The 18,713-nt window shown below is 48.5% G+C and carries 20 protein-coding genes; 15 read left to right on the forward strand and 5 right to left on the reverse strand.

What is annotated here, in order from left to right:
* Positions 1 to 20 precede the first annotated feature (20 nt).
* The 3 genes from astA to MHM89_RS04995 are packed head-to-tail and all read left to right on the forward strand — an operon-like array spanning position 21 to position 3,364.
* On the forward strand, positions 21 to 1,055 hold the full coding sequence (gene astA / locus MHM89_RS04985; protein ID WP_022946782.1) for an arginine N-succinyltransferase: 1,035 nt from the start codon (positions 21 to 23) through the stop codon (positions 1,053 to 1,055).
* 9 nt (positions 1,056 to 1,064) lie between these two features.
* Positions 1,065 to 2,525, forward strand: coding sequence for a succinylglutamate-semialdehyde dehydrogenase (gene astD, locus MHM89_RS04990; protein WP_172972750.1), 1,461 nt, complete (start codon positions 1,065 to 1,067; stop codon positions 2,523 to 2,525).
* A gap of 35 nt (positions 2,526 to 2,560) precedes the next feature.
* Positions 2,561 to 3,364 (forward strand): DUF1338 domain-containing protein, encoded by an 804-nt coding sequence (locus tag MHM89_RS04995; RefSeq protein WP_022945492.1) that lies wholly within the window; start codon positions 2,561 to 2,563, stop codon positions 3,362 to 3,364.
* Between the two features lie 3 nt (positions 3,365 to 3,367).
* Here the strand turns inward: MHM89_RS04995 and MHM89_RS05000 are convergent, their stop codons facing one another.
* Entirely contained in the window at positions 3,368 to 3,619 is a 252-nt protein-coding gene (locus MHM89_RS05000) for a TIGR03643 family protein (RefSeq protein ID WP_239408250.1), read from the reverse strand.
* A gap of 102 nt (positions 3,620 to 3,721) precedes the next feature.
* Between MHM89_RS05000 and MHM89_RS05005 the strand changes: the two genes are divergently transcribed.
* Together MHM89_RS05005 and MHM89_RS05010 are read left to right on the forward strand one after the other, a co-directional pair.
* The gene (locus MHM89_RS05005; RefSeq protein WP_081604432.1) at positions 3,722 to 3,862 is read left to right on the forward strand and encodes a DUF2256 domain-containing protein; all 141 of its coding nucleotides are present in this window, start codon (positions 3,722 to 3,724) and stop codon (positions 3,860 to 3,862) included.
* An 81-nt stretch (positions 3,863 to 3,943) separates the two neighbouring features.
* Entirely contained in the window at positions 3,944 to 4,840 is an 897-nt protein-coding gene (locus MHM89_RS05010; protein ID WP_239408251.1) for an SLATT domain-containing protein, read from the forward strand.
* A gap of 2 nt (positions 4,841 to 4,842) precedes the next feature.
* On the opposite strand, the gene MHM89_RS05015 is transcribed toward MHM89_RS05010, so the two are convergent.
* Complete coding sequence (locus MHM89_RS05015; protein ID WP_239408252.1) at positions 4,843 to 5,667, reverse strand: redoxin family protein; 825 nt, start codon at positions 5,665 to 5,667, stop codon at positions 4,843 to 4,845.
* Positions 5,668 to 5,723: 56 nt separating this feature from the next.
* Between MHM89_RS05015 and MHM89_RS05020 the strand changes: the two genes are divergently transcribed.
* Positions 5,724 to 6,542, forward strand: a complete 819-nt coding sequence (locus tag MHM89_RS05020; RefSeq protein ID WP_239408253.1) for a helix-turn-helix domain-containing protein — start codon at positions 5,724 to 5,726, stop codon at positions 6,540 to 6,542.
* Here MHM89_RS05020 and MHM89_RS05025 read toward each other — a convergent pair.
* Positions 6,526 to 7,506 (reverse strand): MBL fold metallo-hydrolase, encoded by a 981-nt coding sequence (locus MHM89_RS05025; RefSeq protein ID WP_239408254.1) that lies wholly within the window; start codon positions 7,504 to 7,506, stop codon positions 6,526 to 6,528. The genes MHM89_RS05020 and MHM89_RS05025 overlap by 17 nt on opposite strands.
* A 92-nt stretch (positions 7,507 to 7,598) precedes the next feature.
* On the opposite strand from MHM89_RS05025, the gene MHM89_RS05030 reads away from it, so the two are divergent.
* The 9 genes from MHM89_RS05030 to MHM89_RS05070 all read left to right on the forward strand — a co-directional run bounded on the left by MHM89_RS05030 (position 7,599) and on the right by MHM89_RS05070 (position 15,923).
* Positions 7,599 to 7,856 carry a DUF3081 domain-containing protein gene (locus tag MHM89_RS05030; RefSeq protein WP_022943876.1) on the forward strand — a complete coding sequence of 86 codons (258 nt, stop codon included), beginning with the start codon at positions 7,599 to 7,601 and terminating at the stop codon, positions 7,854 to 7,856.
* 49 nt (positions 7,857 to 7,905) lie between these two features.
* A complete protein-coding gene (locus MHM89_RS05035) occupies positions 7,906 to 8,211 on the forward strand; it encodes a hypothetical protein (protein WP_239408255.1) in 306 nt (101 codons plus the stop codon).
* Positions 8,204 to 9,673, forward strand: a complete 1,470-nt coding sequence (locus tag MHM89_RS05040) for an FAD-binding domain-containing protein (RefSeq protein WP_239408256.1) — start codon at positions 8,204 to 8,206, stop codon at positions 9,671 to 9,673. Before MHM89_RS05035 ends, MHM89_RS05040 begins: the two co-directional genes overlap by 8 nt.
* Positions 9,674 to 9,873: 200 nt before the next feature.
* Positions 9,874 to 11,466: an AbgT family transporter gene (locus tag MHM89_RS05045; RefSeq protein WP_239408257.1), complete on the forward strand. Its 1,593-nt coding sequence runs from the start codon at positions 9,874 to 9,876 to the stop codon at positions 11,464 to 11,466.
* Positions 11,467 to 11,647: 181 nt separating this feature from the next.
* Positions 11,648 to 12,343 (forward strand): hypothetical protein, encoded by a 696-nt coding sequence (locus MHM89_RS05050; protein ID WP_239408258.1) that lies wholly within the window; start codon positions 11,648 to 11,650, stop codon positions 12,341 to 12,343.
* 372 nt (positions 12,344 to 12,715) lie between these two features.
* Positions 12,716 to 13,081: a hypothetical protein gene (locus MHM89_RS05055; protein WP_239408259.1), complete on the forward strand. Its 366-nt coding sequence runs from the start codon at positions 12,716 to 12,718 to the stop codon at positions 13,079 to 13,081.
* Between the two features lie 106 nt (positions 13,082 to 13,187).
* Positions 13,188 to 13,454, forward strand: a complete 267-nt coding sequence (locus tag MHM89_RS05060) for a hypothetical protein (RefSeq protein WP_130146510.1) — start codon at positions 13,188 to 13,190, stop codon at positions 13,452 to 13,454.
* Positions 13,455 to 13,610: 156 nt separating this feature from the next.
* Complete coding sequence (locus MHM89_RS05065) at positions 13,611 to 13,931, forward strand: DUF4160 domain-containing protein (RefSeq protein ID WP_045979932.1); 321 nt, start codon at positions 13,611 to 13,613, stop codon at positions 13,929 to 13,931.
* Between the two features lie 633 nt (positions 13,932 to 14,564).
* On the forward strand, positions 14,565 to 15,923 hold the full coding sequence (locus MHM89_RS05070) for a DUF2254 domain-containing protein (protein WP_239408260.1): 1,359 nt from the start codon (positions 14,565 to 14,567) through the stop codon (positions 15,921 to 15,923).
* On the opposite strand, the gene MHM89_RS05075 is transcribed toward MHM89_RS05070, so the two are convergent.
* Positions 15,920 to 18,145 (reverse strand): DUF5916 domain-containing protein, encoded by a 2,226-nt coding sequence (locus tag MHM89_RS05075; protein WP_239408261.1) that lies wholly within the window; start codon positions 18,143 to 18,145, stop codon positions 15,920 to 15,922. The genes MHM89_RS05070 and MHM89_RS05075 overlap by 4 nt on opposite strands.
* 139 nt (positions 18,146 to 18,284) lie before the next feature.
* Positions 18,285 to 18,713 (reverse strand): excinuclease ABC subunit A, encoded by a 429-nt coding sequence (locus tag MHM89_RS05080; protein WP_022943864.1) that lies wholly within the window; start codon positions 18,711 to 18,713, stop codon positions 18,285 to 18,287.

Consider the following 18,713-nt stretch of genomic DNA (forward strand, 5'->3'; position numbering starts at 1 on the left):
GCACGGCTAAGAGCTTACTTATGTTAGTACTTAGACCTATTCGCGGCGATGATTTCGCCGCGTTAAAACAAATCGCCATCGAATCGGGCCATGGTTTTACCTCACTGCCCGTCGATGACGAGTTGTTACAAGCAAAAATCGAGCGCTCTGAGCGCAGCGTTGAAAAGCATGTCAATGGCCCCGGCGATGAGGGCTACCTGTTCGTACTGCAAGACACCGAAAGCGGTGATATTGTCGGCACCACCGGCATTGAGGCGGCAGTCGGTATGAGCGTGCCGCTGTATCATTATCGGCGCTCCACGTCGGTGCATCACAGTCCAAGCTTAGATGTTTACAACCGCGTAGATACCTTGTCGATGTGTAACGATTACACCGGCTGTTCGGAGATCTGCACCTTATTCTTGCGTGAGCCGTATCGGCGAGGACTCACCGGTCGCTTCTTATCGCGCATCCGGTTTTTGTTTATGGCCGAACACAGCGACCGTTTTAGCGACACCATCATCGCAGAAATGCGTGGAGTCAGCGACGAGCACGGCCATTCACCTTTTTGGCAATGGTTGCAACAACACTTTTTTAGCATCGAGTTCCCCCAGGCCGACCACTTGGTGGGCTTAGGTGACAAGACCTTTATTAGTGAGTTGATGCCGAAATACCCCATTTACGTCAACCTTCTCAGTGAAGCGGCCCAAGCGGTCATTGGCCAGGTCCATGACAACACCAAGCCGGCGTTACGACTGCTGCAACGCGAGGGTTTTGAGCACCGTGGCTATGTTGATCTCTTCGACGCCGGGCCAACGGTGGAGGCCAAGCTAGGCAATATCAGCACCGTTCGCCAATCAAAAGTATGCCCTATTCTCATTAAAGAGCAGCTTGAACCGCAGGCCACCACTTGGGCGTTATGTAACGATAAGGTCGCCGATTTTCGCGCTATCTTTAGTGATGCCGTTGAATATTGCGACATCAAGCACCAACTTTATATCAGTGCCGAGGCTGCTGACACTTTAGGCGTCAGCCAAGGTGATTCAGTGCGCTTTTTCGCACTCTCTAGTCGTTAAGGAATGGCTATGAATGTTCAATTTATAAATAACCAATGGCTGGCCGGTGAAGGCCCGCGTTTTGAATCGATAAACCCCGCGACAGACAGCGTTGTTTGGCAAGGCCAAGGCGCCAGCCCAGAGCAGGTCGATACCGCTATCGCCAGCGCCCGTGCCGCACAATTTGCTTGGTCGCAGAGTGCACTTGATGAGCGTATTGCCGTACTCGAGCGCTTTGTCGAGCAGTTAAAGGCCAATGCCGAAGAGCTCGCCACCACCATCGCCGAGGAAACGGGCAAACCCATTTGGGAGACGCGCACCGAAGTCGGCGCCATGACCGGCAAGGTGGCTATCTCGATTCGCGCTTACCAGGAGCGCACCGGCACGGTAGAGAATCCGATGCCCGGAGCCAAAGCCTTTATTCGTCACAAGCCCCATGGCGTGGTGGCGGTTTTTGGCCCTTACAACTTCCCAGGCCATTTACCCAATGGTCATATTGTACCTGCCTTATTGGCTGGCAATACCGTGGTATTTAAACCATCAGAGTTAACGCCTAAGGTGGCCGAGCATACTCTCAAACTTTGGCAACAAGCTGGTTTGCCAGCTGGGGTTATCAACCTAGTACAAGGTGAGATTGAAACCGGTAAGGCCCTGGCCTCACATCAAGACATTGATGGCTTATTCTTTACCGGCAGCTCGCAGACCGGGCACTTATTGCACCAACAATTCGGCGGCCATCCGGGCAAGATCTTGGCGCTGGAAATGGGTGGCAATAACCCATTGATTGTCAAAGGTGTCAGCGACATCGACGCTACGGTCCATGACATCGTGCAATCAGCCTTTATTACCTCAGGTCAACGTTGTACTTGCGCTCGCCGCCTATTTATAGAGCAAGGTGAACAGGGTGATGCCATTATCAAGCGTTTACTTGAAGTAACCAGCAACATTAAAATTGCCGACAGCTTCGCCGAAGAGCAGCCATTTATGGGCGCGATGATCAGCAAAAAAGCGGCAGCGGGCATGCGTGCAGCGTACGAGCAACTGCTTGCACAAGGCGCTACTTCCCTACTGGAAATGCAACACCTTGATACAAACACTGGTTTTGTCAGCCCCGGCATTGTTGATGTCACCAACATCGACCTGGCCGATGAAGAGCACTTTGGGCCGCTGTTAAAAGTGTACCGCTACAGTGATTTCGACAGCGCCATCAATGAAGCAAACAATACCTCATTTGGTCTATCAGCCGGTCTTTTAGGCGACAGCCAAGCTGATTACGACTACTTTTTAGGACGCATTCGCGCTGGTATCGTTAACTGGAACCGCCCCATCACCGGTGCCTCAAGTGCCGCACCTTTTGGTGGTATTGGCGCCAGTGGTAACCACCGAGCCAGTGCCTATTATGCCGCCGATTACTGTGCCTACCCGGTAGCGTCGGTGGAAGCACCCACGTCTACCTTGCCGGAAAAACTTGCGCCGGGCTTAATACTTTAAAAGAATCAAACGCATCTATGTGTTAAGGAATTATTATGCATAACAATGTAAACACACTATTTGAACACTTGTGGGACAACTACCTTGAAGTGACTCCATCAGCCGTTAAAGTACACGAGCTACTAGGCTCGACTCAACGCGATGACGTTATTAACGACCATATTGCGCTGCGCACCTTTAACTTGCCTAAGGTTGGCTTAGAAAAGCTCGCTGCGCACTTTAAAGCCGTGGGTTACAAAGAGTGTGGCGAGTATCACTTCGAAGCCAAGAAACTCTACGCCAAGCATTTTGAGCACGAAGACCCGACTCAACCTAAAGTGTTTATCTCTGAGCTGCTTGTTGAACAGTTCTCAGATGAGCTACAAAAAACCGTTCATGAGATGGTCGATAGCATTGATGAAGACGCCGTCACTGCAGACAACTTCTTATACTCTGGCACCCATTGGGATGTCAGCTATGAGACCTATCAAAAGCTGTTGGCAGAAAGTGAATACGCTGCATGGATGTCGGCTTGGGGTTATCGCGCCAACCACTTTACCGTGAGCATTAACCACTTGGCGCAATTTGATACCATTGAGCAGGTGAACCAAAAGCTTAAGGATGCTGGGTTTAAACTGAATACCTCAGGCGGTGAGATTAAAGGCTCTCCAGAGGTGCTACTAGAGCAGTCATCAACGCTAGCTGACGATGCGAAGGTGGCTTTTTCAGACGGTGAAAAAGCGGTACCAAGCTGCTTCTATGAGTTTGCTCTGCGCTACTTAAAGCCTGATGGCGAAATCTACACTGGCTTCGTCGCCGCTTCTGCGGATAAGATCTTCGAAAGCACCAACGCCCGTTAAGCGTTAACGGTGCTTATACTGAGTCTTGCAGTATCCGCGTTCAATACGCGGATCACGCAAGGCTTGGTGTTTACTTTTGCGACCACTAACCCGCGCTCGCCAAAGACGAAAACTCCCCGCCTTTAGTTCACGACGCATCAGTTCTATTACCGCTTGCTCATTGAGACCGTAGAGGCGTTCAATGGCCTCAAACGGGGTTCTATCTTCCCACGCCATTTCAATAATACGCGAATGATCGCCAGCACCGCTGCTCATCGTATCTCCTACTCATTGATTACTAATCACCACGCCTATTAGCCATAACGGCAACAAGGCTCATGGTGCAGTTAAACCTTGGCAAAGGTGGGAAAGATCACTGTGGCGCACAAAAAAGTTAATCTTCCTTATAAATATTGTCCGGTGTGTGGCTTGCGCTTTACGTGGCGTAAAAAATGGCGCAATAACTGGCCTTCTGTACGTTATTGTTCGAAGCGCTGCGCAGCTAAAGGTGTAGGCTAAATACTTTATTATCAAGGTGTTTTCTAGCATACTTAGCGCATATATGCCGCTATTGGATTTTACACTAAGGAAGGGTTGCGCATGGGTGCAAAGCAAGATGTTACTGCCGAGCTACTACCGGATTGGGATCACTATATTGCTAGCGAGCCCAGTCGGGCCCTAGCGGATATTTATCAGCGCGCAGGCGCTCGCAGCCAAGATATTCGCAACTGGTATTGGCGCAGTATTCAATCCAAACGCCGCGCCTCATTAACGGTGCGCATTTTGACTTTCTCTTTGGTTATTCTTGGGGCTTTACTGCCTATTTTTGCCGGTCTATTTGAGCATTATCAACAGCGTCTATACCTAACCCAAGCAGGTGTCGGAGCGCTTGCTCTGGCGGGACTGTTACAAGCGGCAGATCGTATTTTTGGTTGGTCCAGCGGCTGGATCCGCTATATTTCCACGGTGACAGAAATGGAAAGCCTCAGCCGACGTTTTGAGGCCGACTGGTCACAGTTTATTTTACACCGCCACCAGCCATTGCAACAGGACGATGTCCGCGCCCTGTTTGATTTGTCGCGCCACTACTTAGCGCGCACCGCACAATTACAAAAAAGCGAAACTCGGCAGTGGGTGTCAGAGTTTGCCACCGGCAATGAATTGCTCGGCGAGCTTATTCAACAATACCAAGCACCGTCGCAGCCAAGCGAATCAATATCTGCGCCGTCAACCACGCAACCGGGTGCCCAACTTGGGGCGGTGAATGTTAAGGTGGAATTTAGCCACAGTCCCTACTGCTACGCCATTGCCATCGACGATGCCGCCCCGATACGTTGTTGTGCCCAAACATGGACGCAGCGCCATCTCGCACTTGGCGCGCACATCATCAAAATCTATGACGAGCAAGGTAACGAAGTGCTGGCGCAACAAACTTTTTATGTGAGCGCGGCACAGATTGCCGAGCTCACTATTGCCTTGCCGGCACGCTCAACATAGCCTTATTGGGCCGCGTGGGTGTTGCTGTGTAGCAAGTGTGGCAACGCTTTGACCTGATAGGCTTTAAAAAGTTGGCCGCCGTTATCTATGATAATATCGATGCTGGGGTGAAACTGCTGTGCAAACACCTGCACATCCGCCGGCGTGGTCCACAAGTTTGACACCACCACCACCACTTTTTTGCCTTGCTCGGCGAGCTTATTCACCCGCTCACGACTCGCTTGACACTGGCGCGCCGTATCCGCCTTGCGCTCTTGCCAATAACTTTCGCACCATGTGGCGCTAAATAACACTGCATCTGCCAAAGGGAGCTTTGTTGGCGATGGGTCATTTTCTCGAAGCATCTTGGTTGGCAGTGGCTGCGCGTTGGCTAATGCCATGAGTGCCTGGGCCAACTGTTCATCGCTTTGATGGCTGCGATACACTAATTGCCCTTGGCGATTAAACAGCAAATGCAATGGCGTCCCTTGCAAGCCGACCTGGGTTGCTAATTGCTTATGCTCATCCAGAGCAATCGTCATACCCAGTTGAAAACGCTCAACCACCTTGCTAATGGCGTGCGCATCATCGTTCAGGTCGATGTTAACGGCAACAAAGGCTAATTTATCGCCAAAATCTTGATAATGCTGCTGTAATTTTGGCATCTGTTGCATGCACGGGCTGCACCAGCTTGCCCACATCTTTACATACAGAGGCTTCGCGCCCTGCAACTGCGCGAGTGACACTGAGGTACCGCCTTGCAGCTCTTTTAGCTGAATGTTGTGCAATGGCGTGGCGTGGATGAACCAAGAAACAAATGTGAAGGTCAAAAGTAGGATGTATTTCATTGTTGCTACCTAGTTATTGCGATGGCCCTAAATTAGCAATATGCTGGTGGCAAAGCTTGAACAAAACCGACAATGTCATGACCTCGCCCACACGCATATTGAGCAGCCAGTATTATCGTCCTTTAAGCGACTTTGCCCTGCATATAAAGGCCCTGTCTGTAGGTGGTGTGGCCCAGGTATGGCAGGCGCGAACCGGCGCTGAACAGCCCTACTCGCAGCAATTGTTACACGCTGATGCGCGCATGGGCTTGCTCGCACTTACGCAGGGTCAGGCTTATTTAGGCGAGCAGTTACTAACGCCGGGGCTGTACATCACCGGTTGTCAGCAGCATAGCAAGGTGTTGAGCTGTGCAGCGGGCACTCATTTGCTCGGAGCCCGTTTTCATTTGGCGGCACAGGGCAGTTTCATCAGACAACCCGCCGCAGAGATGGTGAATCAATGTATTCGCATTGATGATATCGACACCGCCCCGCAATTGCACCGCGCCGCGCGATTCAGTGAAGCGCAACCATTTTTTGATCTGATTAAAACCCTGAGCAGCCATTTACCCCGCCAGCAACAAGTGCTCAGTGGCGCCGCGATTGAGGTATGCGCCAGCACCGCCGATTTAGCCGAGCAACTGGGTAAAACCCCGCGCACTATCGAGCGCTACTGCAAACACCACATTGGCATTTCCCTACGCAGCATTCATAAACTGCAACGAGTGGCCTGCGCCCGCGAGCGCATTAAACATCAGCGCCAAACGTCTTTAACCGAGTTGAGTTATGCACTAAATTTTGCCGATCAGGCTCACTTTAGCCGTCAGTTTAAACAAGTGGTTGGGCTCAGCCCGCGTGATTATCAACAACTCAAATGGGCTAATCGTTCGGCCTAAAGGGCTGAGCAAACCGCGCGTGTATCAGCGCACTGTGGCCCTGCTTGTCTACACCAACACATAAACCATCTTCCGCCAAATACAGTGCTCCGCTATACCTGTCTGTGGCAATGTCAGCGATGTGCGCCATCATTGCATCTCCCCCGTACCGGGCACTGAAATGGGTGAGTATCAGGCTCGGCACCTGGCGCTGTTGGGCATAATCACAAATGCGCTCAACGTCGCTATGGCCAGTGTGAAACCCAACCTTGTGCAAATCTTTGGCGGTGAAAGTCGCCTCATGAACCAATAACTGAACCCCTTCGATAAGCGGGTCTAAGCATTGCGGCTTTTCATTATCGCCACACACCATGACGCTACGCGCTGGCCACGACGGGTAGGTATACTGCTTGGCCGTTAAGGTGCGGCCCTCGAAGGTTACATCTTCACCACGTTGCAGCTGGTTATAATGGCGGCCTGAGCCGATATGGTGGCGCTTGAGCTGTGCAATATCCAGCTTTAATGGGATGGCATGCTCGTCAAAGCGATACGCCTTGCTGGGCACCCGGTGTTGTAACGCGCAGCTGCGCACTGAGGCCCAAGAGCCTGAGTACTCATCAAGGGCATCATAATCATAGAGCTGCAAGGGAAAGTTCAATTCCCAATCACTGAGCTTAAGCGTGGCACTGACAAAATCCAGCACCTGCTGTGGGGCGATGATGGTAAGCGGCGCTTGGCGGCCACTGAGCCCGGCCGAGGCAAGTAGCCCCGGCAAGCCATAGCAATGGTCGCCGTGTTTATGGGTAATAAATATCGCCTCAAGGTGATAAAGACTGAGCGTCGTTTTTAATATTTGATGCTGCGTTGCTTCACCACAATCGACCAAATACCAAGGCTTTTTATCCTCTCGAAACACCGCGTAGCCTGAGACATTGCGCGTTGATGTCGGTGTGCCCGAACTACTACCGAGAACCTGGACTTGCATTGTGGCCTCCTTGAACAAATGAAGGTGTTGGTTGATTTTACGCACCTTACCCCCAAAATATAAGTAACGACAGCAACATTGTGAGAACCTCGATGAAAAACGAAATAGACAGTAAGACCCTGCTGCGGGTCTATGAACATATTCAAAAACATGGTGAGCAAACCGACGAGGGCAAGTTCTATGAGGGGCTCACGGCATTTTCTGATGTTGATGGCTATACCGTCTATCTACAAGGAAGTGGTGTGTTAATGCGCTTTGGTTTTCACAACACTTACCACCTCGATTACCAAAGCGACAAGAACAAAGAAGATTTCATCAAAAAAATTGAGGCGATAGCTAAACAAGCTTGATCGCTGCGTCACTGTGCCTGCGTATATCCTTTCATAGCAGTTTAAGGAGATGAATGTGCGCAGGCCTCGAGGTCCAAGAAAGACCCCCAAGACATTACAACACCATAGCGAGCAAGTGGTCGCCGCACTAAAAGCGGACCCGAGTAAACTCGAACTGATCAAAAATAACTTGGAATATTACCGCCAGCAGCGCCATCTTAAGCGCGGCTTTTTACTAGCCATCGAGCGTTTCGATTGGGTTTTTAGCGCCCACCGCGATGTCGATGAAATCTGCGACGCACTGCTGCGCGACGATTATATTGGCAAACGCTTACGCCGGTATCCCCTGCTCTACAAAGGAGTATTGGATGATTAGCTTGGTGTGGTTAAAGCGCGATTTGCGCATTAATGACCATGCCCCTATTCATTTTGCCGCGCAAAGCATGCGCCCGGTGCTGTGTCTGTACGTTATTGAGCCCGAATATTGGTGCCTTGATGACACCAGCGAGCGCCAGTTTCGTTTTATTGCTCAAGCATTGCACTCCCTGGCAACTCAACTTGAGCGTATCGGCGGTCGGTTATTAGTGCGTCGCGGAGAGGTGTGCGACATCTTAGCGCGCATCCATCAACATGCGCCTATCCATACCCTGTATAGCCACCAGGAAACCGGCAACTCGTGGACGTATAGCCGGGATAATCAGGTGTTTTCATGGTGTCGCGAGCGCAGCATTGCCATTGCCACCTATCGCCAACAGGCGGTATTTCGTGGCGCGATAGAACGCGATCATTGGCAAACAAAGGCGCAGCACTGGCTCAAGCAACCGCAATTAGAAAGCCCCACGCACTTAACGAGTTTGCTTAGCCATCATGACGGTTTAGCATTACTAGATCACTATCCGGGCAACGATAACCTTATTGCCAGCGGAGCCCAGCATGGCGCCCACGCCTGTGCCTTGGCCACCCAGCAAAGCTTTTTAGCAACGCGCATGCACCACTATCGCGGCGGCATTTCCTCGGTACTCAGTGCCCCCACCCGGTGCTCTCGTTTAAGCCCTTACCTCGCCTATGGCGTGATCAGCCTACGTGAAAGTATCCAGAGCCTGGGTGCTATCAAAGGCGCCGCAGGCCATAAGCGGGCGGTATTGGCCCGTTTACATTGGCACAGTCACTTTGTGCAAAAGCTGGAGTCAGAGCCGAGCTATTGTGAACACGCAGTGCACCGCGACCTTATTCATTTACGCGCCGAGCAGTTTGACGAGCAGCAGTTTTTAGCCTGGCGCCAAGGGCAAACGGGCGTGCCCTTTGTCGACGCCTGTATGCGTTTTTTGCATCACTATGGTTGGATTAACTTTCGTATGCGCGCCATGCTTATTGCCTATGCCAGTTACCAACTCTGGTTAGATTGGCGCCAACCAGCGGCGTTTTTAGCAACGCAGTTTGTTGACTACGAACCTGGTATTCATTATCCCCAAGTGCAAATGCAATCGGGCTGCACTGGTATCAATCCGTGGCGAATGTATAACCCGGTGACACAAGGACAAAAATACGACCCACACGGTCATTTTATTCGTCGCTGGCTGCCCGAGCTGAGCAAGGTACCTAGCGCCTATGTGCACACCCCGTGGTTATACAATGGCCTCAGTCATGACGCCTACCCGCACCCGAGTGTGCTACCGGACATTGCCCTGCGACAAGCGAAAGCGCGCATTTCCGATTACTACCAGCGCCATGTGAATAGCCGCGAGACGGCGCGCGTGGGCCACCAACATGGCTCCCGTAAACGCCAGCCAAAGGCAACAAGTAAAACAAAATCAAGCAAACAGCTGGGGCTATTTTGATCTCTTAGCACTGTTGGTGCGTAACAATTATTGCTTTTCCCTAAAGCATTTTGCCCTGAACGGGCAAGCAGAGGTGCCCACCTCTGCTTTTTTTTTGGCTATCCATCGCGCACTGCTCGGCTTTGACCGATAAACGATGACCGCCGCGCGCAATAATGGTATCTTTTGCGCCATTTGTGACTCCAAGGACAATAACAGGTATGAGTAAAGCAGTCTCATCTGACATGCCAGAACAACAACAAAAGGGGTGGTTTAATCGCTTTTTAGCAACGGTCGAGTTTCTCGGCAACCTGCTGCCTCACCCTATCACTTTATTTGCACTTTTTTGTGTCGCCATTGTGGTTATCAGCGGCATAGCCGACTGGGCCGGCCTAAGCGCCATAGACCCGCGCCCTGAAGGAGCTAAAGGACGCGATCCAGATGGTGTTATCGAAGTCGTGAGCTTATTTAGTGCCGAAGGCTTGCGCCGCATTTTTGAAGGGTTAGTGACTAACTTTACCGGGTTTGCGCCGCTAGGCACAGTATTAGTGGCCTTACTAGGGGTGAGCGTTGCTGAACATTCTGGACTACTGTCGGCAGCCATGCGCGGCATGGTGATGGGTGCCTCTAAACGGTTAGTGACGTTTATGGTGGTGTTTGCTGCGATATTATCAAATACCGCATCTGAGCTTGGCTATGTGGTACTTATTCCCCTAGCAGCAATGATTTTCCACAGCCTTGGACGCCACCCTCTGGCCGGTTTGGCGGCGGCTTTTGCCGGGGTTTCCGGTGGCTACAGCGCTAACCTTTTATTGGGTACCATTGACCCATTGTTAGCAGGGATCACCACCCCAGCGGCACAAATGATTGACCCTGACTACCAAGTGGGCGCTGAGGCCAATTATTACTTTATGTTTGTTTCGGTGTTCATGATTGCCATCTTAGGCACTTGGGTCACGGAAAAAATCGTTGAGCCACGCTTGGGTAAATATGACCCCAGTGAAGCCAGCATTGATTTGGGCGAAAATAAAATCGACCACCTGAGCAAAAAGGAAAAAACCGGCCTCAAATGGGCAGGTCTTTCGTTTGTGCTTATTGGTGTAATTTTAGCGTTCACCATTATCCCCGATGACGGTATCTTGCGCCATCAAGAGACCGGCGAAGTAAAAGGTTCCCCGTTCTTAGAAGGCATTGTGGTGATCATATTTATCACCTTTGCTATTCCTGGGTTTGTTTACGGCCGAGTGGTTGGCTCAATGAAAAATGACCGCGATATTATTGATGCCATGAGCAAAAGTATGGGCTCAATGGGCATGTATATCGTTCTGGTGTTTTTCGCTGCGCAGTTTGTCGCCTTCTTCAAATGGACCAACCTCGGTACCATCTTAGCGGTGAATGGTGCTGCCTTGTTGCAAGCGCTTAATCTAACCGGGCCTGAGGTGTTTGTATTCTTTATTCTTATGTGTGCCATGGTGAACTTGAGTCTCGGTTCATCTTCAGCGCAATGGGCAGTAACCGCGCCTATCTTCGTTCCTATGCTGATGCTTATTGGTTATGCCCCGGAAACAATCCAAGCCGCCTATCGTATTGGCGACTCGGTGACTAACCTTATTACCCCGATGATGAGTTATTTTGGCCTCATACTCGCGGTTGCAACCAAATATAAAAAGAACATGGGGATTGGCACCCTCGTCGCGACCATGCTGCCTTACAGTATGCTGTTCTTCCTCGGTTGGGTGTGTTTGTTCTATTTATGGGTGTTTGTGCTCGGCATGCCAGTAGGCCCAGGCTCGCCCACCTACTATCAACCTTAAATAATAAAAGCCGGCCTCCATGCCGGCTTTTTTGTATTTGCCCACATAAAGAAAGAGAAAAAGGGGTGATGCGACATTGCAGAGCAGTCGCATTAGCGTAAAAGCTCAGCGAAATCTCTACGTAAAAAAACCTCTTTCTAAAAGCGCAAGCTGGCGCTAAAAAACCATAAAGACAACATTGATGAACCTTAAATATTCTACAACATCCTCAGTATTAGCTTTGTGTGCGCTCTGTTTGTCAGCTTGCCAGCATGCGCCTACGGTAAATGAGCAGGCAAAGCAAACGCGCTGGATAAACCCCGATGTGTTTGATGCATCAAAACATACCGACGGTAGCTCATACAGTTTTGAATTTGACATGACGTTCACTGCTGTGAATGGCGAAAATGTAACCGTCACAAACTGCCTTGAATTAGCTCTGTTTGGTGAGGACCGAGTTAGTGCGCCAGAATATATTTACTGGCAGTCACTAAAGAACGGCTGCGAAGTAGTGGAAAGATTTTATCTTAGCTCCGAAAACGCTGTAAGCTTTTGGCCTAAGTCATTTGACTACGAGCTAATTAAACAGTTTCCAGCAACTGCGATTCCCTATCTGGGCGGTCAAGCGCTCGATGGGCGCACTGGCACGCTTTCAGCCTATGACACCAGCCTTAAGTTTGTAGAAAAAAAGAATGACAATCAGATTCATGTGGAAGTCGACAATATGGATCTGTATTACGTCCAGGTGGCGCGCGCAGATTTTAATCGAGACGGCATTCAAGATATTTTTGTTCGTATGGATTGGTATGTGAAAGATGCGTTTGGTAAAGGAACCGATTGGGTGGTGTTAACGAAACTATCACTCGATGCAGCCCCCATGATGCTTTGGCGAAAATAGAGCACAGAAAATGGGGGTGTGATCTAACAGACGGTTCCAGGCAGACGCCCAAGCCTAGGCTCTTTTTGTGGTTTCGCTGCGCTCAATATTCCCCCAAGACGTGTTCAAGCGAATTACTCAAAAGAGCGAACTTCGGCCTTTCAAAATTGCTTTTCTATTTCGTCAAAGTATATTGCTTGCATAGTCAGGAAAACGATCCTATCGCTTGTTTTTGTCCTGAGACAAAAGCTAGAACCACTGCATTTTAGTAGTAATGGCAATTAGTTAAGAAGTTTGTTACAAATGAGTTATTCAGAAAAGCGAGCGACGCTGTGGTAGAAAAACGCGCGATTCGCTCGCTATGAACATGTTAGTTTTTCTTCGGGCTAGAGTATGAAATTACTAAAGGAGTTGCTTCAACGAGTTCGTGAAGGTCAATCTTCGTTTTCGCCAAAGGATGAGAGTTTGGAATCTCTTCAAGAGTTTCAACCTATAGCTACTCGTTTAATATCTGCTTATGAACAAAACTATATTCAAGAATTAAAGCACTCTAAATCTTATAGAGTTGCTGGTGGGCTAGTTAATGCTGTAATAATTAGCGGTGGCCTTACATTTGAAGGAGAACAATTTCTTCAAACGGAAAAAGGCTCATCACAACAAACGAAAGGTTCAGAAGATATAATTGATCTAAAGCCGAATTTTTTTGGCATAGGCATTAATTTAAATGCCATCTATAAAAAGTGGATCAAGAAAAACTAACAAGGCAATTATAAATGGGACGTCTAAAGCTGGGCTGGCGCTCATTCTTCGCTAGTTTTAGCTAAGCTTAATACGCCCATATTGCGGCGTTATATGAATCTTGAGTATGATTGAAATCGTCATCGTAATTTTCGTTGGTTTTATCTTGATAAAAGCGGTTCGTCATTCGCGAAAAGTTAACAAAGATTTCTCTCAACTTGATAAACCACAAAAAGATGAGTTGGTTGAATTAGTCAATTCCAATCCAAAAAGGTATTTTCTGTCAGGCGGTTCATTTACAAAATTGCCGAAGCCGTTGGCTGTCGTCGGAAATATACTAGCTATTTGTGTAATTTTGTTTTTTGTGGTCTTATTTATCGCAGCACTTTCATAGTGTTATTGGTTTAAATTCATATAACAAGTCAATAATGGCATGAACGCAAAACGCATGGCTTGCGCTCCTTCGTCGCCAAGTATAGCCATGCATTTATGCGCCCCGCATAGAGGCGTTAAGTTAACTTAATTTGGCAACGGAGATAAGGAGATATTTATGCCAAAGATCTACGAGTACCTTGGGTTGATATTGTTTTTCTATAGCAATGAGCACGAACCCATTCATATCCATGCAAAGTATCAAGGCAAAGAATCAAAAGCCGAGATTCATATGCTCAGCGGTCGAATACAAAAGATCGTTATCAAAGATAAAGGGACTGGCCTAGACTCGAAAAAGCGCAAGGAATTCGAAGAGTTTGTAAATGCCTATGCTGAGGATATTGTGAACAAATGGGTAGATTACTTCGTGAAGAAAAAGCATATCAGCCCGCAGATTATTAACCAAAAGGTGAAAAATGTCCGAATTATCAGTGGTTGATACAAGACACCTTACTGGCCATATCCTGGAAATAACATTCAACGATGGCCATAGGTCTGTAGTCGATTTTGCTCCTTTCATTTTTAGTGTCGGGCATCCCGACTATGAACCGTACAAGAACATCGATAAATTTCTTACTTTCGAAATTGAGGACGGCAATCTCAACTGGGACGACTATACGATGATCTTCCCTGTTGAAGACCTGTATTCAAATCGAATTGTTAGGGGTCGTTAAGGCGTTTTATAACAAGGTGTTATAGCAATTTAGTCGTTACGCTCCTTTGGGGCTGCCGCACACGGCGCGGTAACCCCTAGATACAGCGTTACCGAATAATAACCTAACTTGTTTCTGTCCAAAAACGAGTTTAGCTGACCGTCAGCTCTCTTATGAACTAACTCACTTAAATGCAAAAATCAGCGGCGTAATGCAGCTGTTTTTTTATTGCTCTAATGAAACATTGACATGACTATTAGTTGGTTAGGCATCACTTGCCTAAATGGCTACTTTCTATCTTTGTTTAAACGTTTCCAACTTTATTTAGCATCTACAGCAGCGAAAGCAAAGACTGTCTAGGCTCACATGGTGCATTGTGCTAGGGTTAGTTTTTAATATTCGCCATGGAGGCTTGTTTAGTGCGTACACCTCGCAAACTTGCTGCCCACTACCGGGCCATCGTTAGCAGCATTGGCTTCTACCCTGCTATTATCATCACCTTGCTGTTGTGTTTAGCGATGCTTTTGGCGAGCATCGAATATCATGAGTTGGTGATGGCCTTAAAATCACAGTGGCCGATGTTGTTTGTTGCTGATTTAGACACTGCTAAAACGGTCCTTAACATTCTCGCCGGTGGTCTTATCTCGTTGACAGTGTTTAGTTTTTCTATGGTGATGGTGGTACTTAACAACGCCTCATCCACCCTCTCGCCTCGGGTATTGCCCGGGCTCATTACCATGAAGTCACACCAGTATGTGCTGGGGGTGTACTTAGGCAGTATTGTCTTTACCCTGGTCACTTTGATGAATATACACGCCGAGAATGGCGATACCCAGCCGCCATCCCTGGGCACCTTTATAGCCTTGATGCTCGGGCTGTACGCCTTAGCGCTATTTGTATTTTTCATTCATTCTATTTCCCGCTCCATACAAGTGGACAATGTGCTAAATACGCTGTTTTCGCAAACTCAGCAACAACTGCAAGCCATCGCCCAAGCACAACAGCCTGACATTGCGAAAAAACGCCCTGACTATACCCAGTGGTATCATATAAAAAGCCCTCAAGCTGGCTACTTTAAAGGTGTGCATACACAGCAATTAAGTAAAATTTTGGCACAGCATGATCTTGAACTGGTGGTTGAGATTGAGCCTGGCTTTTTTTGTGTCGAAGGCTTTCCCTACTTAGCGGTGAATAAAGATATCAGCGATGACAGTGAACTTTGTGAGCAAATTTGTAAGTGCAGTGTTTTTTATATCGAAGAGTATATTGGCGACCATTACAGTTACGGCATTCGCCAAATTGCTGAAATCGCCATTAAAGCGTTAAGCCCAGGGATAAACGACCCCGGCACCGCTGTTAAAGCGGTAGACATGTTGAGTATTTTAATTATCACTCGCCTGCGCATTGCCGATCACAATTACACCTTGCTACACAGCGAGGAAGAAACGGCCCCTAGATTGTGGTTCTATGAGCCCAGTGTCGCTACTTTGTTAGAAGATAACTTTGACCCAATCCGCCACTACGGGCGCGAAGACACCACCATTTTGGTGAACCTTCTTGAGGCGCTAAAAAACATTCTGTTTGTGTGCGATGGTAATAAGGCTTACGTCGATGCTTTGTATCGCTATGTACAAGCCACCGTATTCGATGCCGAGCACAACATCACTAACCCGTATGAACGAAAACGTATTAATGAGATGCTTGAACGTGTCAATGAAGTCGCGAAGCGGCGCGGTGATGATGTTCATCTAGCACTATCACCGCAACAACAAAGCTAAAGCTGCCAAGCGTAGCTGATTTTAGTAAAAAATGTACGCTCAGTGCGTTGCAGCTCATCCAGTGAGTCATCTTGATAGCCGCTGTCGGAATAGCCGAGATAGAATACCGACTGCGGATTCATTTTGTAGGAATACACCACCTGCGAGCCAAAATCGCGATTGCGCTTATGCACTTGCGAGTAAAGGTAGGCTTGCTGGTTGCGGTCTATATCTTCAAACTGCCAGATGACCTTAAGCATGCTGCGAATATTGAATTTATAGTAAAGTCGCAAATCCCACTGCTGGGCACGATAAACGGATTGCTCATCAACATCGAGCTCACTGTAATTGTAATTCACCTTAAGCTGCAAATGTTGGTTCACATCCCAGCTCAGGGAGTTTTCAATGTCCGCACCTTTACCAAGGCGAGCATTGCTGTAGTCGATACGTGAACCGTAATCAGCATAAAGCACATAGGTTAAATCTTGATGCGGGCGAATAGAGAACTGCACATAGCCATTATTTTGGATAAAGTATTCGCCGTAATAGAGCTCTTCGCTATGCCACATACCAAGCTCGTAAGTAGAGACCAAGGGCCCTTCAGCATATAGATAGCCTTCAAATTCTTGCTCAAGTAAATCGCCATCTAAATCAAAGCTTTTATCCCACTCTAAATCATATTGCCACTTAGTGATGCGGGCGCCATCGTCACCGTACCAGGTTTGCCCGCCACCGAGCACGTACTCGCGAAAATCAGCTTTAGGCTGATAGCCCATATCGGCGCGATAGTCTTCATCAATCTGTTGATACTCGCCACGCAAGTTGTAATCACGCTTCGTGCGCTCAAGCGCCAAACTAATTGCCTTGCCGGACTGGTTAGCGGCAACGTCCCAATTTTCGACAAACAGCGCGCTATTATCGGTGTCAGCATAAGACAGTCCGTAGTTAAAGGAGTCGCTGGCATTAAGGGCATAGGTACCATCGAGGGCTGCTACGGTATTATGATAATCTCCCCCTTGGCGCTGCGTAAGCGTCACCCCTACGCCACTGCGCTGTCCCCAGTCATAACGGTAACGCGCCACCGCATTGGTGACATCATCTTGCAGTTGCGCCAGTGATGAGCCTTGGTTACCTGGTAATAAAACAGAGGGGTTGGCATCATCGGCGACTAACGTGGCATAGGTATGCGCGCCCTGCTTGCCGGTGACTTTTACACCATAATCCGGCTCGGCGATGGTGCGGCTGTAAAATAGCTCTTGCTGGTTGGTGCGAAAATACGAGGAGCCATCTAAGAAAAACGGTCTTTTTTCGGCGTAATACAATGAAAAATTGGTGTTTACATCGAGCTGCACAGCGTCAGCTTCTACCTGCGAAAAATCCGGGTTAACGGTGGCATTAAGCAAGGTTTCATCATTGATACGCCAGCGTAAATCGGCGCCCACTTCAACATCAACATCGCCACTTTGCCAATCACCGGGGACGTGTTCTTTACTGTCGTGGCGGCTAGCACTGATATGCGGCGTAAACAACACATCACGATGCTCAGTGCGATTGGCAAGCCCGGTGAGTTTATCAAACTGGCAAAAACTGCATTTTATATCAAGATCAAAGCCGACATTAGACAAGCGATAGAACACGTCCCGTGGGTAATTACGTGCAATGGAAATGCCCCACGTGATAGGTTCATTTGTTTTTGGCAGGTTTAATACCGTCAGCGGTATTTTCATTTCTACCACATACCCATCGCTATGAATTTGCGCGGCGCTGTACCAAATGGCATCCCAACTGGGGTCTTCAACCCAGGTATCAAAGTCGGTTGCGAGAATATCGCCTTGAGCACCATAAGCATTAACGAAAAACTCAAAGGCATTGCGCTCATCATTTAGGCTATCGATGATGATACCGACATTGTCGTCCTGCCATAACTCATCTCGGTCTCGCAAGGCTCCGCGAATGGCCTCTGGGTTAGGGTCCTTGGCATCGATGCCTAAATATAGGAATTGGCCATCATCAAATAAGTAGGCGGTTGTATTGACTGGAGAGGCAGCGCGTTCAAGGGGCTCATTCTGAGTGTTAACAGCGATTTGCGTGGCATTTTCCCACACATGCTCGTCAAGATTACCATCGAGTTTTACTTGCTCTTGCAGGTGTGCCAGTGCAAATTGTTTTGCTGGAGGGTATGCAACAACCGTTGCGCTGAAAAGGCTGCAACACGCAGCCAATAATAACACGAAGCGCGCCATAAACGTCCTTATTGGTACTACACCACTGTCTGCGTGGTAATTTTACTTTATGTTAACAAACAAAAAACAAATTACCACCCCTGTGCGGTGAACTTTGTACCTTTTTTCATTTATAGCGCGTGGACTGTTGTGTGCGGTTTTATAGCTTAACTAACGTGCCCTTAAGAGCCACACCGGCCATTAAAAAGCCAGCCCCACACTCAAATTGTTCACTGCTTTTAAATTCACGCTTTTTATAGTACGACTCTATACCCACGACGGCATTCATGCCTTCGCGCTGAGCGCGCTCTTGCAGTGCTTTAAGCGCACTGAGCATCACCCACTCACAGGCTTCTTTGTCTGATTTATTAAAGGCATTGGTTTTCTTATTGGTCATCACCTCACCGAAGGTCTCTTTCGCCGCGCTGTGTGGTTGATCGGCAAAGTAAAGGGGCACATCCAATAGCGCATCCTTGGCTTTCGTGGTCGCTAATAAGTCGGCAATAGAGTACTTGCCAATATCATCTCGAGCCGCCACACTGTGCGATGTTGCGGCCACAAGCGCTGCCATTAATAAATATTTTTTCAT

It is taken from the genome of Pseudoalteromonas sp. CNC9-20 (genome assembly GCF_022347875.1).
GTDB classification, from domain to species: domain Bacteria; phylum Pseudomonadota; class Gammaproteobacteria; order Enterobacterales; family Alteromonadaceae; genus Pseudoalteromonas; species Pseudoalteromonas ruthenica.

Excerpts from the sequence above, each read along its gene's own strand:
- MHM89_RS04995 (WP_022945492.1), top strand. The coding sequence starts at position 2,561 with ATGCATAACAATGTAAACACACTATTTGAACACTTGTGGGACAACTAC.
- MHM89_RS05040 (WP_239408256.1), top strand. The coding sequence starts at position 8,204 with ATGATTAGCTTGGTGTGGTTAAAGCGCGATTTGCGCATTAATGACCAT.
- MHM89_RS05000 (WP_239408250.1), bottom strand. The coding sequence starts at position 3,619 with ATGAGCAGCGGTGCTGGCGATCATTCGCGTATTATTGAAATGGCGTGG.
- MHM89_RS05055 (WP_239408259.1), top strand. The coding sequence starts at position 12,716 with ATGAAATTACTAAAGGAGTTGCTTCAACGAGTTCGTGAAGGTCAATCT.
- MHM89_RS05015 (WP_239408252.1), bottom strand. The coding sequence starts at position 5,667 with ATGAAATACATCCTACTTTTGACCTTCACATTTGTTTCTTGGTTCATC.
- MHM89_RS05065 (WP_045979932.1), top strand. The coding sequence starts at position 13,611 with ATGCCAAAGATCTACGAGTACCTTGGGTTGATATTGTTTTTCTATAGC.
- MHM89_RS05035 (WP_239408255.1), top strand. The coding sequence starts at position 7,906 with ATGAATGTGCGCAGGCCTCGAGGTCCAAGAAAGACCCCCAAGACATTA.
- MHM89_RS05060 (WP_130146510.1), top strand. The coding sequence starts at position 13,188 with ATGATTGAAATCGTCATCGTAATTTTCGTTGGTTTTATCTTGATAAAA.
- astD (WP_172972750.1), top strand. The coding sequence starts at position 1,065 with ATGAATGTTCAATTTATAAATAACCAATGGCTGGCCGGTGAAGGCCCG.
- astA (WP_022946782.1), top strand. The coding sequence starts at position 21 with ATGTTAGTACTTAGACCTATTCGCGGCGATGATTTCGCCGCGTTAAAA.
- MHM89_RS05080 (WP_022943864.1), bottom strand. The coding sequence starts at position 18,713 with ATGAAAAAATATTTATTAATGGCAGCGCTTGTGGCCGCAACATCGCAC.
- MHM89_RS05025 (WP_239408254.1), bottom strand. The coding sequence starts at position 7,506 with ATGCAAGTCCAGGTTCTCGGTAGTAGTTCGGGCACACCGACATCAACG.
- MHM89_RS05075 (WP_239408261.1), bottom strand. The coding sequence starts at position 18,145 with ATGGCGCGCTTCGTGTTATTATTGGCTGCGTGTTGCAGCCTTTTCAGC.
- MHM89_RS05045 (WP_239408257.1), top strand. The coding sequence starts at position 9,874 with ATGAGTAAAGCAGTCTCATCTGACATGCCAGAACAACAACAAAAGGGG.
- MHM89_RS05050 (WP_239408258.1), top strand. The coding sequence starts at position 11,648 with ATGAACCTTAAATATTCTACAACATCCTCAGTATTAGCTTTGTGTGCG.
- MHM89_RS05030 (WP_022943876.1), top strand. The coding sequence starts at position 7,599 with ATGAAAAACGAAATAGACAGTAAGACCCTGCTGCGGGTCTATGAACAT.
- MHM89_RS05010 (WP_239408251.1), top strand. The coding sequence starts at position 3,944 with ATGGGTGCAAAGCAAGATGTTACTGCCGAGCTACTACCGGATTGGGAT.